This is a genomic window from Actinomycetospora lutea, from assembly GCF_028737205.1.
Lineage (GTDB): Bacteria > Actinomycetota > Actinomycetes > Mycobacteriales > Pseudonocardiaceae > Actinomycetospora > Actinomycetospora lutea.
Genome location: NZ_JAQZAL010000039.1, coordinates 20,658 through 34,282 on the forward strand (window position 1 = coordinate 20,658; position 13,625 = coordinate 34,282).

Here is a 13,625-nt window from a genome sequence, read left to right on the forward strand (position 1 = left end):
TGTGGGGGTGAGTGGTGTGTCATGGTGATCACTCACAGCAATCCGAGGGTGCGCGCCCGGAGGACCGCTTCCCGTCGACCGGCGGCCCCGAGCTTGCGGTACACCGCCCGCTGGTGGGTCTTGACGGTGTTGACCGAGACGTAGAGCTCGGCGGCGATCTCGGGGTTCGACAGCGTGCTCGCCAGGTAGCGCAGCATCGTCGCCTCCCGCTCGGTGAGGGGCTCGACGAGGGCGCGGCGCGGCGCGGCGGGGTCGGGGGACGTGCCGGTGAGGCGTTCGAGCAGGTCCATCGCGAACGGCGCGGCCCTGCTACCCCGGTCCACGCGGCGGCGCAGCACGTCGACGAGGGCCGGCTCGGCGAGGAACGGCCGGCGCAGCCCGCCCGGCGCGGCGGCCTCCAGGGCGTCCTCGAGACGCTCGATCGCCCGCTGCGGCGCCCCGGCCCGCTCGGCGGCGAGGGCCGCGACGACGCCCGCCCCGGCACGGACGCGGGGGTGCGGGCTCGCCGCTGCCGGGCCCAGGGCGTCCTCGATGCCCCCGTCGCCGAGGTGCAGGAGCAGGCGGGCGGCGCCCGCGCGGCCGGCGTCGGTCCGGGGCGCCCCGAGGCGGGCGGCCATCACCCGGGCCGCCTCCGGGTTCCCGCCGCGGGCCAGGAGGTCGGCCTCGTCGAGCACCCACTGCTCGGCCAGCAGGCGCGGCGGCGTCCACGAGCCGATCCGCGCGCCGGCGGCCCGGAGCGCGGCGAGGGCGCCATCACGGTCGCCCGCGGCGTCGCGCAGGGCCGCGACCGCCATCGACCCAGCGAGCCGGACCTGCGGCTCGGGGGCGACCTCCTCGACCTCGAGGAGCAGGGCGAGCCACCGGTCGGTGTCGGCGAGCTCGTCGCGGTCGATCGAGGCGCGGGCCAGCGCCAGGTAGGCCGGGGCCACCTGCAGCGTACGCGCCCACCCGGCATCGGCGGCCGCCGCGGCGACCTCCCGCGCCCGGCGCGCGGCCTCGTCGAGCTCGCCGCGCTCGCAGAGCAGCAGGGCGAGGTGCGCCGCGGCGTTGACACGGGGCAGCGAGGGCGGCCCGGGGCCCTCGGCGGACTCGCGCAGGTGCCCGTCGGCCGCATCCAGATCGCCGGTCCAGAGCTCGGCGGTGCCGAGGTTGGCCAGCACCACGGCGGGGACGATCGCGGCGTCCGCCACCCCCCACCGGCCGAGGGCGGCGACGTCGAGGGTGACCGAGCGGTACGCCCGGGTGACGGCCTCGAGGTCGCCCTGCGCGCGCGCGTAGGCGGCCTCGACGAGGCCCAGGTGCACCTCGAGACGGCGCCTGCGGCTCTCGCCGAGCGTCCCGGCGCCCCGGCGGGCGGCCGCGACGAGCGCCCGGACCTGCGTGGTGACCCCGGTGCTCACCCGGGCGCCCGCCAGCGCGGTGGCCAGCTCGGGCCGCTCGAGCAGCACCGGCTCGGGGACCTCGCCGAGGATGCGGATGACCTCGTCCGCGGCGCCGCGCAGGACGAGGGAGACCACGTGGCCGCCCAAGATGTCGGCGGCGAGGGCCCACAGCTCGCCGCGCACCGCCGAGCGCAGGGCCTCGAGCGGCATCCCCTCGCGCCGGAACCACTCCGCGGCCCGGCGGTGGCGGTCGCGCCGGTCCCGGCGGGCCACCGGGCGCGCCCGCAGCAGGTCCAGCACCAGGCGGTGCAGGCGGTACCAGCGGCCCGGGTGGTCCAGCGCCTGGACGAACAGGTGCGACGCGGAGAGCTCGGCGAGCACCGCCTCGCCGTCGCTGCGCTCGGTGAGCGCGTCGGCGAGGTCGGCGCAGACCAGGTCGACCGCGCAGACCTGCTCGAGGAAGGCCACGAGCTCGGCGGGCAGGCGGTCGAGGACCTCCTCGAGCAGGTAGCCCGAGACGCTGTGCGCGTCGCCGGAGAACGCGGCGACCGCGGCGTCGACGTCGGGACGGGTCGCGAGGTCGAGGGCGGCCAGGCGCATCCCGGCGGCCCAGCCCCCGGTGCGGGCGACCATCTCCTGCACGTGCCGGTCGGCCGCGGCCACGCCCAGCTGCGCGAACAGGGCGGCGGCCTCGTCGTCACGGAAGGCGAGGTCGTCGGGCCGGACCTCGGCCACCAGACCGGCCAGCCGCAGGCGGTTCAGCGGCCACGGCGGGTCCCGGCGGGTGGTGGCCACGAGGGCGAGCGCGGGCACCGGGCGCTCCACCAGGCTGCGCAGCCCGTCGTGCACGCGCGCCGACGTCACCTCGTGCAGGTCGTCGAGGACGACGACCACCGGCCGATCCGCCTGCCACAGCGCGGCCGCGAACACCCCCGGGAGCTCGTCGGGGTCGGTGAGCCCGCCGAGCCGGCGCAGCGCGGCGGCGGTGGCCGGGCCGCCCCGGGCCCCCACCGCGCGGGCGAGCGTCGCCCAGAACGCCCGGGGCTCGTCGTGACCGGGCCCGAGCGTCACCCACGCCGCGTCGCGCCCGCCGGCGCCCGCCGCGAGCCACGAGCCGACCAGCAGCGTCTTCCCCCACCCGGCCGGCCCCACGACGAGCGTCACCGCCGCCTCGGCGACGGCGCGGTCGAGCAGGGCGTGCAGCCGGGGCCGGTCGACGACGTGGGTGGCCACCGGGACGGCGTGCTCGGCGTCGCGGCGTCCGGAGGTCGGCCGGTGGGCCGGCGCCGGGGGCGCCGTGGGGTGCGGCGGGCTCGTCCAGGGCCCCTCGATGACGGGCCCGGACGACGGCGCGCGGGAGGTGACCACGACCTACCCCCCGGCCTCGGCGACCGGGCGTGCGCCCGGGGCGGGGGACCCGACGCCGGCCCGGTCGCCGGGGTAGGAGCGCATCGCCGCCCCGAAGGCGGCGGCCGCGGCCAGGCCGAGGACCGCCACCAGGGCCAGCGCGGTCGTGAGGTCGACCGTGTCGGCCAGGGCGCCGGTGAGGACGGGGCCGACGGTCAGCCCGAGGAGGTTCTGCGCCACGACGAGCACGGAGATCGCCGTCGCCCGCACCCCGCGGTGGGTCACGTCCACCACGGCCGCCGCGGCGGGCCCGACGGCCGCCGTCACCGCCGCCGACCCGAGCACCACCAGCCCGATCTGCGCGGGGCCCGCGGGCACGACCGCGAACGCCGGGACGAGCAGGGCGCTCGCGGCGGTGCCCGCGAGCACCGGGGTGCGCAGCCGCGCGGCCGGGTCGCGGCGGGCCGCACGGTCGGCGAGCACCGCGGCGCCGGCGGTGCCGCCCACCCCGGCGAGCACCACGACCGCGGCGAGCCCGCCGGCCTGCGCGGGGGAGAGCAGCAGGCTGCGCTCGAAGTGCGTCGGCAGCCACGTGTACAGCGACGAGGCGACCACGAGCACCAGCACCATGCCGGTGACGGCGGCGACGACGGTGCGCGTGCGCAGCACGCCGGCCACGGCCCGGGGACCGCGCGGGACCGCGTGCACGGTCGGGTAGTCGCGGACCCGCAGGACGGCGAGCGCGAGCAGCACACCGGGCACGGCGAGGATCCCGACGGCCCACCGCCAGCCCCACTGCGCCGCGATCGCGCTGCCCAGCGCCATCCCCACGACGGTGCCGAGCGGGCCGGCGGCCTGGAACACGCCGAGCACCGCGGCCCGCCGCCGTTCCGGGAACAGCGTCGCGAGCAGCGCGCCGCCGGCCGGCCCGTAGCCCGCCTCGCCCGCCCCGACCCCGATCCGGGCCGCGAACAGCGCTACCGGGCTCGCCGCGACCGCGGAGGCCGCCGCCGCCGCGCTCCACACCGTGCCCATGAGCGCGATCGCCCGCACGCGGCTCCACCGGTCCACGAGCGCGGCGACCGGCAGGGCGCCGAGACCGACCGCGAGCGTCACGACGGCGACCAGCGCGCCCAGGGTCGTGTCGTCGAGGCCCCACTCCCCGCGGAGGTACGGGAACGCGGCGACGAGGACCTGGCGGTCGGCGAAGTCGACGAGCATCAGCGCGGTGAGCAGCACCAGGACGGACCGGGGCGAGGGCCCCGGACGGGGCCCGCTCATCCGAGGAGGCCCTGCTCGTGCGCGACGAGCACGGCGTCCCTCCGGGTCGTGACGCCGAGCTTGCCGTAGAGGGCGCGCACGTGGGTCTTGATCGTGTTGATGGAGACGGCGAGGTCGTCCGCGATCTCGTCGAGGCTCTCCAGCGAGGGCAGGCGGGCCAGGACGTCGTGCTCCCGGCCGCTGAGCGCGATCCCGGCGGGCGACGTCGCGCCGGCGGCGAGGGCCCGCGCGACGAACGCGGCCCGCGGCGCGCCGGCCGCGAGCTCGTCCACCAGCAGCGCGCGCACCGGGGCCGCGGCATGGGCGAAGGGCCGCAGGACGCCGACCGGCTCGGCGAGGTCCACGGCGTGGCGGGCCGCGGCGCGGGCGCCGGGCCGGTCGTGGCGCGCCAGGCGTCCCGCGCTCTCCAGCAGCCAGGCCTCGACGTCGAGGGCGTCCGGGGTCGGTCGCGGGCGCCGGGCGACCAGGGGCGCGACCGCCTCGCGGGCGACGGCGTGGTCGCCGGCCGCGACCGCGCTCCACCCGCGCATCAGGGCGAGGGCGGGGCTCGCCGGCCGGCGCGCGGCGAGCCAGGCCGCGACCGCGCCCGCCGCGGTGGGGTGGCCCAGCGCGACCGCGGCCCGGTGCTCGAGGAGCGCCGCCGTGACCGCGAGGGCACCCGGGACCGCGACGTCGCCGAGCTCGGCGCGGGCCGCCTGCAGCTCGAGCAGGCCGGCCGTGCGCTCCCCGAGGTCGAAGGCGACGCCGCCCCGGGCGCAGCGCCGCGCGAACCGCACGGCGGCGACCGGCTCCGGGGTCGGGCTCGCCGCGGCCTCCGCCGCCGCGGGATCGCCGCCCAGCAGGGCCGCGTGGGCGACGACCGCCCGGGCCGCCGCCGCCCAGGGCGCGCCGCCCGGCCCGTCCGCGTCCGGGCCGGCGAGGGCCCGGTCGGCCGCGACCCGCGCCCGCGGCACGTCCCCGGCGGTCCACAGCGCGACGGCGAGCAGGCACCGCCCGCGCAGCGTGAGGACGTCGAGCCCGTGGCGGTGGGCGAGCGCGAGCCCGGACCCGAGCTCGGCGCGGGCGCGGGCGGCGTCGTCGGCGAGCAGCGCGGCGGCGCCGCGCCCGATCCGCACGTGCGCGGCCAGCACCGGGTCGGCGGGCACGGGCTCGGCGGGCGAGACCGGGAGCCGGCGCCCGACGATGCGCTCGGTGGCCGTCCGGAAGGCCGTGGCGTCGTCCCCGGCCGCGTCCCCGGCGCGGTGCGCCCGCCGCAGGGCCTCCCGCACGCCCGCGTGATCGCCGCGCACGAGGTGCACCTGGGCCGCGGCGGTCGCGAGGCGGGCGTCCGGGGGAGCCTGCGGTGCCGCGGCCAGGGCGGCCGCCAGGGCATCGTGGTCCCCGCGCCCGGCGAGGCGGGGGCCCCAGCGCCCGACGAGGTCGGCGAGCAGCGCGGGGTCGCGGGTCCGGGCGGCGTGCCGGAGGGCCTCGACCGGCTCGCCCTGCTCCGACCACCACGCCGCCGCCACCGTGTCGAGCTCCTCGACCAGCGCCAGTCCCCGCCGCCCGAGGTCGGCGACGAGATGGGAGCGCAGGAGCTCCGGCAGGCGGTAGGGGTCGCCCGGGGCGCCGCTGCCGGCGACAAGCCCGGTGGTGCGCGCGAGGTCGTCGAGCAGCTCGGCCGCGTCCTCCCGGCCCGTGAGGCGCCCGGCGAGCGCGGACGGTACCCCGCGCGCGACGCTGATCCGCCGCAGGACGTCGCGCTGCACGTCCCCGAGCCCGGCGAGGACCTCGTCCACCAGGTAGTCGGCGACCGGGCGGTCGTCGCCCGAGAAGCCCTCGAGGAAGCGGTCGGGGTCGGGGTGGTCGCGCAGCGACAGCGCGGCGAGGCGCAGGCCGGCGACCCACCCGCCGGTGCGGTCGTGCAGCTCGGCGACCCGGGCGGGTGCGAGGTCGAGGCCGCAAGCGGTCAACAACGCCGCCGACTCCTCGGGCGTGAACTGCAGCTGGTCGGCGCGCAGCTCGGTGACGCGCTCCTCCATCCGCAGGCGCGGCAGCGGCAGCGGAGGGTCCCGCCGGCCCGCCACGACGAGCCGGAGGCGGTCGCCCGCGTCGCGCAGGAGCATCGCCAGCCCCTGCCGCGAGAGCGGGTCGGCGAGGTGCTGCACGTCGTCGAGCACCAGCCGCACCGGCGACGGCAGGGCCGCGAGCGCCTCGGTCAGCTCGGCGAGGAACTCGGCCGCCACCGTCGAGCGGGACACGGTCAACCGGTGGAGCCTGCTGGAGGCCGGCACTACCGACAGGGCCGCCAGCGCCTCGAGGACCGCGCTCCAGAACCGTCGCGGGTCGCGGTCCTCGGGCTCGAGGCACACCCAGGCCGTGGCCTGCCCGTGGTCGTCGCCGACCCACGAGGCCAGCAGCGTGGTCTTGCCGAAGCCCGGCGGCGCCGAGAGCAGCACGAGGTCGCGGTCCTGTCCCCGGTCGAGGACAACCTCCAGCGCCCGGCGTCGGACGTGGCCGTCCGGTGGCGGGGGAGGACCGGTCCTCGACCGGGGGACGTGGACCATGCGGCGTCCTCGGGTGACGGCGCGCCGCCGCGCCGGTGAGAGGTCGTCCGCGCCCGCGGCTGCTCGCGGGGAAGACGCTGACCCTGGTCACGATAGGATCTGTTTCGTCTTCCGGATAGCGGACAACGTCCCCGATCCTCGCGGCCTCCGGCCGCACCGGCACGAACGTTCGGAGCAGCTCGCGACGGCCCGGAAGCGCCCGGTCACGGTGGGTCCGGTTGCCCGCGACCCGACGGCGCCACCGCCCCCGTCTACTGCCGGGCGAGCGCGACGCGGAGCCGTTCCTCGGGATCGAGGAAGTGGTCGTGGTCGTCCTTGCCGACGTCGAGCTGCACCCAGTGGATGCGGCCGGTGAACCGGCTCTCCGGGCCGGTGTGGTCGGGGCTGACCGGCGTGCCCTCGTCGCGGCCGACGTCGGTCGTCTCGTCGGCCGAGAAGACCATCGGCTGGGTCATCTCCACGCGCCCGGTGCCGGCCGCGGTGCCGCCGACGAACAGCGACACGTTCCCGCCCCGGGCCAGCCCGCCGCCGTCGTAGGCGAACTCGGCTCGCACCTGGTGCACGCCGCCCGGCACGGGATCGTCGGCACGCGCGGTGAAGATCTGGATGCCGAGCACGTTGTAGCAGAACGTCAGCCGGCCCTCGTGGAGATGGACCGACCATCCCCCGAACCGGCCGCCCTGCGCGATGACCACGCCCCGTGCCCCGTCGACGGGGACGTCGATCTCGGCGGTCACGCTGAACGAGCGGTTCTTGACCGACAGGACGCTGTTCTCGGACAGCCGCCCCATGCCGGGGAAGAACAGCTGGGAGGTGCCGCGGATCAGGGTCGGCCGCCCGGCCATCGACGGCTCGATGCGATCCGCGGTGCGGTCGTCGAGCGGGAGCACGCCGTACTTCGTGGCCTCGATCAGCCAGAGCCGCTGCAGGCGGGCGAGCACCTCGGGCTGGTCGGCGGCGAGGTCACGGACCTGGCTGTAGTCGCTGGTCCCGTCGTAGAGCTCCCAGACGTCGTCGTCGAAAGGCGGCGGCTGGTGGCCCGTCATCAGCCAGGGCGTCCGGTGCTTGGTGACCGCGCTCCATCCTCGGTGGTAGATGCCCCGGTTGCCGAACATCTCGAAGTACTGCAGGTCGTGACGCTCGGGGGCGTCCGGGTCGGCGAACGTGTACAGCATGCTCGTCCCCTCCATCGGGGACTGCTGCACGCCGTTGACCATCGTCGGCTCGGGGATTCCGGCGGCCTCGAGCACGGTCGGGGCGAGGTCGATGACGTGGGTGAACTGCGAGCGCAGCCCGCCACCCGTGGTGCCGCCGGGCCAGTGGACGATCGTGCCGTTGCGCGTGCCGCCCCAGTGCGAGGCCACCTGCTTGGTCCACTGGAAGGGCGTGTTCATCGCCCAGGCCCAGCCCACCGCGTAGTGGTTGTAGGACTCGGGGGACCCGAACTCGTCCATCTTGCTGCGCAGGAATTCCGTGGTCTCGAGCGCGGCCATCCCGTTGAAGTTGGCCATCTCGTTGAACGCGCCGGTGATCGTGCCCTCGGCGGACGCCCCGTTGTCGCCGATGATGTAGAAGATCAGCGTGTCGTCGAGGATCCCCAGGTCCTCGAGGGTGTCGACCAACCGGCCGACCTGGTGGTCGGTGTGCTCGAGGAAGCCGGCGTAGACCTCCATCTGACGCGCCAGGACGGGCTTGAGCTCCTCGGGCATGGCGTCCCAGGCCGGGATCTCGTCGTGCCGCGCGGTCAGTCCGGCGCCCGCCGGGATCATCCCGGCCTCCCGCTGACGGGCGAACGTGCGCTCGCGCGCCGCGTCCCACCCGTCGTCGAACTCCCCGCGGTAGCGGTCGGCCCACTCCCGGGGCACGTGGTGGGGCGCGTGTGTCGCGCCCGGCGCGAAGTAGACGAAGAACGGCCGCTCGGGCGTGAGCGCCTTCTGCTGACGCATCCAGTTCGTGGCGCGGTCGGCGAGGTCCTCGGTGAGGTGGTAGCCCTCCTCCGGGGTCCGCGGGGGCTCCACCGGGGTCGTGCCGTCGTACAGGGACGGCTCCCACTGGTTGTTCTCGCCGCCGATGAACCCGTAGAACGTCTCGAACCCGCCGCCGCCCGACGGCCAGGCCTCGAACGGTCCCACGGGCGACGACTGCCAGACCGGCACCTCGTGGCACTTGCCGAACTGGGCGGTGGAGTAGCCGTTGAGCTTGAGCGTCATCGCCAGCGGCGCCTTGGTGTTCGGCCGCAGCGAGGTGTATCCCGGCGCCGAGGTGGCGGTCTCGGTGATGCTGCCCATGCCCACGGAGTGGTGGTTGCGCCCGGTCAGCAGCGCCTGGCGCGTGGGCGCGCACAGGGCCGTGGTGTGGAAGCGGTTGTAGCGCAGGCCGCGGGCCGCGAGACGGTCGGCGGTGGGGGTGCGGCACGGGCCGCCGAACGTCGACGAGGCCCCGAACCCCACGTCGTCGAGCAGCACCACGACCACGTTCGGGGCGCCCCGGGGCGGCAGGAGGGGCTCGACCGGCGCGAAGGACGTGTCGGGGTCCTTCGCGTCGTAGGTGGTCAGCCTCGGCACCGGCCGGTCCGGGACCGGCAGCATCGTGCGGGCGTGGCGATCGGGCGCGCTCATGGCCCGACCGTCGTGCCCGGTCGCGCGGGTGGGATCACCCGGAGGGGATGAACGACGTCGCCGTGTCCGGGACCATCCTCGACGGGTGAGGGCGGGTCCCGTGCCGGGCAGCAGGCTCGGGGGACCGCGAGAACGGGAGGCCCTCAATGACGGACCGGATCTACGAGTTCCGCGTCGACGGGAGCCTGCCCGCGCAGGCCCGCGAGGCCTTCTGCGACATGGACGTGCAGGAGATCCGGCCCGGGGCGGTGCTGCGGGGCGCGGTGATCGACGACGCGCACCTGCACGGCATCCTCGAGCAGCTCCACCTGCTCGGACTGACGGTCGTCTCGGCGCACCCGCTGCCCGACGCCTGACCGGGGTCAGGCGACCTCGAGCCCCTCGCCGACCTCGCGGACCAGCCGGTGGTCGTGGTCGCGGGCGAACACGTGCCCGACGCCGACGGCGATCGCCACCGGCCAGGCGATGACCTCCGCCGCGGCGAGCCCGCCCAGCACCACGACGAAGGCGAGCGAGCCGGTGGGCGGCCAGCCGACCGGGCCGAGGAGGGGCACGTCGACGTGCCAGCCGGCCTGCTCGGGGGCCTTCCCCGGTGCGGTCCCGGGTGCGGTCTCGGGTGCGGTCACGGCGTCGGCTCCTCGGGGGCGGGGTGGTGGGGCAGGGTGCCGCGACGCGACCGGCCGCGCCGGACGGCCTCGATGATCGAGTTCACGAGGAGCCCGAGCACGAGCAGGTCGGCGACCATCTGGATGGTCACCAGCATCCGCGCGGTCTGCCCGACGGGGGTGATGTCGCCGAACCCGACGGTCGCGAACACGGTGATGGTGAAGTAGAGGGCGTCGATCCGCGTCAGGGGCTGGGAGAACATCCCGGGCCGGGCCGCCTCGATCACCACGTACGTCGCGGCGAACAGCAGCAGGAACAGCGAGATCGAGCTGGCGAAGGCCTCGACCGCCCGCAGCCCCGGGTAGCGGGCCTTCACCACGATCGCGCGCAGCTGCCAGCCGATCATCACGATCAGCGCGGTGAACCCGGCGAAGAACAGGACGGCCGTCCCCGCGTTGTCCTGGGGGCGCAGCGGCGCGACGGAGTACACGAACACGAGCAGCGCGATCGTCACCACGGAGCGCACCAGGACCAGCACGATCCGGCCGGTCGACGGCGAGTCCGTCTCCGTGGCCACGTCCGCTCCCTCCCGTCGGCGCGGACGAGGCCCGCCCGGTGTCCGGGCGGGCCTCGCTCACACGTCCCCTCCGCGGCGTGTGGGGCGGGCGTCGGTCAGTAGTCGGCGGCGTCGTCCCACGTCACCATCAGCGCGTAGATGACGACGATATCCAGCACGATCATGACGATCGACCAGAACGGATAGGCCGGCATGAACGCGAGCTGCACGATCGTGTTGAGCGCCAGCAGGACGATGCCGGTCCCGCGGGCCCAGTTCGGCGCGCCGCCCAGCAGGGCGAGGCCGGTGGCCAGCACCAGCACGCCGAGCAGGATGTGGATCCAGCCCCACGCGGTCAGGTCGAACAGCAGGACGCTCCCGCCGGCGAGGGTCACGTAGGTCGGCGAGAACAGCGCGAAGAAGCCCTCGATCACCGCGAACCCGCCGATGATCGTCATCACCACGCCGCCGAAGCGGACCCAGCCCGTCCAGGCGGGGGAGGGGGCCGGGGCGGACGCCCCGTTCGAGCGGGGCGCGGACACCGACGGCCCCGACATCTGTGACGGGATCTGCTGTTCGGTCATGGTCGTCTCCAGACACGAGTCGGATGGCTGTACCGGGACGTTGCCCCCGGTGGCGGCCGCGGACCTCACCCGAACCGGATGAGATCGCCGTGTCCGGACGGCCCCTGCGGCCGCGATCACCCACGGGGGATGAGGCGGACCGGCGGGCCGCTACGCAGGCTCGCGGGATGACCGACACCACGGCGCCGGCGCACCGCGGAGCGGCGAGCGTGATCGGGGTGACCTGCCTGTCGACGTTCGTGGTCAACGCCAACACCTCGGCCGTGAGCATCCTGCTGCCGTCGATCAGCGCCGACCTCGGCGCGCCGATCGCGATGCTGCAGTGGGCGGTCACCGGCTACCTGCTGGTCGGCGCGGCCACCATCGTCACGACCGGGGCGCTGGGCGACGTCTTCGGCCGGCGCCGCCTGTTCGTCGCGGGCCTCGTGCTGTTCGTGGCGTCGTGCGCGCTCATCGCGCTCGCCCGGGTGGGCGAGATGGTCGTGATCGGGCGCCTGATCCAGGGGGCGGCCGGCGCGGCGATCCTCGCGACCGGGCTCTGCCTGCTCTCGGTGGCGACGGAGGGTCCCGCCCGGTTGCGCGCGGTGTCCCTCTGGGGCGCGGCCTCGGCCGCGGGCGCGGCGGCGGGCCCCGTGGTGGGCGGCGTGCTCGCCGAGGCCACCGGGTGGCAGGGCCTGTTCTGGATCGACGCCGTCATCGCCGCGATCTGCATCCCGTGGGTGCTGACCACCGTGGGCGAGTCCCGCGACCCCGACCGCCCGCGCTCGGTCGACTACGCCGGCACCGCCCTCGTGGCCGCGATCCTCGCGCCGTTCGTCTTCGCGGTGACGATGGGGTCGACCTGGGGCTGGTTCTCGGTCGCGACGCTCGGCTGCCTCGCGATCTCGGTGCTCGCCACGGTCGGCTTCGTGGTCGTCGAGCGGCGCGTGGCCGCCCCGCTGGTGGACCTCGCGCTCCTGCGCAACATCATGCTGGTGGGCTCGACCATCGCGATCCTCATCGGGGCGGGCGCCATCGCGGGCCTCTCGTTCCTCATCAGCCTCTACTTCCAGGACCCGTCGACCTTCGGGATGACGAGCCTGCAGGCCGGGCTCGCGACGCTGCCGCTGGCGCTGGTCGTCATCCTCACGGCGCCCGCCATCACCCCGCTCGCGAACCGGTTCGGCGGGCGGCCGATCGTGGTGGCGGGCTTCGTCCTCGTCACCGCGGGCTTCGTCATGCTCGCCTTCGTGCGGGTCTCGTGGTCCTACCTCACGTTCCTGCCGGCCCTGCTCGCCATCGCGGTCGGGCTGGGCCTGTCGAACGGCCCGGCCTCGTCGGCGGCGACGGCGTCGGTGCCGCCCGCGCAGGTCGGGGCCGCCTCGGGCATCTCGAACATGGCGCGCTACGTCGGCGGTGCGGTGATGACCGCTGTCGTCGCGGGGATCTACGCCTCGGTGAACACCGAGCAGCTCACGGGCGGCGTCCCGGCGGGCGAGGCGCTGGCCACGGCCCTGTCGCGGGCCTGCATCGCCCTGGCCGTGGTCTCCGTGCTCGGCATCCCGCTGGCCCGCCGGGCGGGGCGGCGCGGGCGTCCGAAGGCGGTGGAGCTGGCCGCGGCGGCCGCCGCCACCAGCCACACGATCCCGGTGACCGACGAGGGGATCGCGGCCGTCGCCGGCGGGGCAGGCGGGGCCGGCGGGGCCGGCCGCTCGGGTCAGGCGTCGGGCGGGGTCCGGTAGCGCGCGGCGTAGCGCTCGGCCGCCGCGGCGTCCCGGTCGGCGGTGCGCTCGGCCCGCGTCGCGGGTCCGGTGCCGGCGGGGTAGCCCGCCTTGACCAGGCGGTGCTCGGCGGTCTCGTGCAGGTAGCTGACCGAGAAGATCAGGCCCATGATCGCGCCGCCGAGGGCGCACATCGTCCGCAGCCACAGCGGGCCGGGCACGAACACGATGATCGCGATGACGATCGGCGCGATCTGCGCGACGGCGCGCAGCACGTGGCGCAGCCACCAGGTGCGGGTGGTGGTGTCGTGCAGCACCCACGAGGCGTGGCGCTCCGGGAGGCCGCCGCCGTAGGCGTACCAGAGCCACTGCAGGGGGTTCGGGCGGCGGACGGGCACGTCGGCCTCCTTGCTTGGTACCCCAACGGTTTGCACACCAATAGTATGGGTGCCATCCGGTGTGGAGGAGGAGTGGGATGGACGACACCGCGGTGGAGACGCTCGACGACATCGACCCGCTGGCCCTGGAGAACCAGGTCTGCTTCGCCCTGGCGGTGGCCGCGCGCACGGTGATCTCCGTGTACCGGCCGCTGCTCGAGCCGATGAACCTCACGCATCCGCAGTACCTGGTGATGCTCGCGCTGTGGCAGGAGGCCCCCCTGTCGGTCACCGAGCTCGGCCGCCGCCTCGAGCTCGACCCCGGCACCCTGTCGCCGCTGCTCAAGCGCCTCGAGGCCGCCGGCTACCTCACCCGCGGGCGCGACCGCGGCGACGAGCGCTCCCTCGCCGTGCGCCTGACGCCCGCCGGCGTGGCGCTGCGCGAGCAGGCGGAGCGCATCCCGCCGGCGATCGTGGAGCGCCTCGCCATGGAGGTCCCCGAGCTGCGCGAGCTGCACGCGTCGCTCACCGAGGTCATCGCGGCGGCCCGGCGGGCGCAGGGACGTGCTTGACAACCTCCCGGTTGAAAGCGAAGCTACAACTCCTTGGTTCGAGAACTGTACTGCGA

General features: G+C 76.1%; 11 protein-coding genes. 3 read left to right on the forward strand and 8 right to left on the reverse strand.

Features of this window, described 5'->3' with window-relative positions:
• Positions 1-32 precede the first annotated feature (32 nt).
• The 4 genes from PHK61_RS28555 to PHK61_RS28570 all read right to left on the reverse strand — a co-directional run bounded on the left by PHK61_RS28555 (position 33) and on the right by PHK61_RS28570 (position 9,174).
• A complete protein-coding gene (locus tag PHK61_RS28555) occupies positions 33-2,750 on the reverse strand; it encodes a winged helix-turn-helix domain-containing protein (RefSeq protein ID WP_274284423.1) in 2,718 nt (905 codons plus the stop codon).
• Positions 2,751-2,753: 3 nt separating this feature from the next.
• Complete coding sequence (locus PHK61_RS28560; RefSeq protein ID WP_274284424.1) at positions 2,754-4,010, reverse strand: MFS transporter; 1,257 nt, start codon at positions 4,008-4,010, stop codon at positions 2,754-2,756.
• Entirely contained in the window at positions 4,007-6,556 is a 2,550-nt protein-coding gene (locus tag PHK61_RS28565) for a LuxR family transcriptional regulator (protein WP_274284425.1), read from the reverse strand. Before PHK61_RS28565 ends, PHK61_RS28560 begins: the two co-directional genes overlap by 4 nt.
• Positions 6,557-6,807: 251 nt before the next feature.
• Positions 6,808-9,174 carry an arylsulfatase gene (locus PHK61_RS28570; protein WP_274284426.1) on the reverse strand — a complete coding sequence of 789 codons (2,367 nt, stop codon included), beginning with the start codon at positions 9,172-9,174 and terminating at the stop codon, positions 6,808-6,810.
• A 146-nt stretch (positions 9,175-9,320) separates the two neighbouring features.
• Here PHK61_RS28570 and PHK61_RS28575 point away from each other — a divergent pair, with 146 nt between their 5' ends.
• Complete coding sequence (locus PHK61_RS28575; protein ID WP_274284427.1) at positions 9,321-9,530, forward strand: hypothetical protein; 210 nt, start codon at positions 9,321-9,323, stop codon at positions 9,528-9,530.
• A gap of 6 nt (positions 9,531-9,536) precedes the next feature.
• Here the strand turns inward: PHK61_RS28575 and PHK61_RS28580 are convergent, their stop codons facing one another.
• The 3 genes from PHK61_RS28580 to PHK61_RS28590 all read right to left on the reverse strand — a co-directional run bounded on the left by PHK61_RS28580 (position 9,537) and on the right by PHK61_RS28590 (position 10,920).
• Complete coding sequence (locus PHK61_RS28580) at positions 9,537-9,800, reverse strand: hypothetical protein (RefSeq protein WP_274284428.1); 264 nt, start codon at positions 9,798-9,800, stop codon at positions 9,537-9,539.
• The gene (locus tag PHK61_RS28585) at positions 9,797-10,357 is read right to left on the reverse strand and encodes a potassium channel family protein (RefSeq protein WP_274284429.1); all 561 of its coding nucleotides are present in this window, start codon (positions 10,355-10,357) and stop codon (positions 9,797-9,799) included. Before PHK61_RS28585 ends, PHK61_RS28580 begins: the two co-directional genes overlap by 4 nt.
• Before the next feature lie 95 nt (positions 10,358-10,452).
• Complete coding sequence (locus PHK61_RS28590) at positions 10,453-10,920, reverse strand: DUF7144 family membrane protein (protein WP_274284430.1); 468 nt, start codon at positions 10,918-10,920, stop codon at positions 10,453-10,455.
• A 167-nt stretch (positions 10,921-11,087) separates the two neighbouring features.
• Between PHK61_RS28590 and PHK61_RS28595 the strand changes: the two genes are divergently transcribed.
• Positions 11,088-12,641 carry an MFS transporter gene (locus PHK61_RS28595; RefSeq protein ID WP_274284431.1) on the forward strand — a complete coding sequence of 518 codons (1,554 nt, stop codon included), beginning with the start codon at positions 11,088-11,090 and terminating at the stop codon, positions 12,639-12,641.
• Here the strand turns inward: PHK61_RS28595 and PHK61_RS28600 are convergent.
• Positions 12,617-13,018 (reverse strand): DUF5313 family protein, encoded by a 402-nt coding sequence (locus PHK61_RS28600; protein WP_274284432.1) that lies wholly within the window; start codon positions 13,016-13,018, stop codon positions 12,617-12,619. The two genes, PHK61_RS28595 and PHK61_RS28600, sit on opposite strands and share 25 nt — an antisense overlap.
• A gap of 77 nt (positions 13,019-13,095) precedes the next feature.
• Here PHK61_RS28600 and PHK61_RS28605 point away from each other — a divergent pair, with 77 nt between their 5' ends.
• Positions 13,096-13,569 (forward strand): MarR family winged helix-turn-helix transcriptional regulator, encoded by a 474-nt coding sequence (locus tag PHK61_RS28605; RefSeq protein WP_274284433.1) that lies wholly within the window; start codon positions 13,096-13,098, stop codon positions 13,567-13,569.
• Positions 13,570-13,625 lie beyond the last annotated feature (56 nt).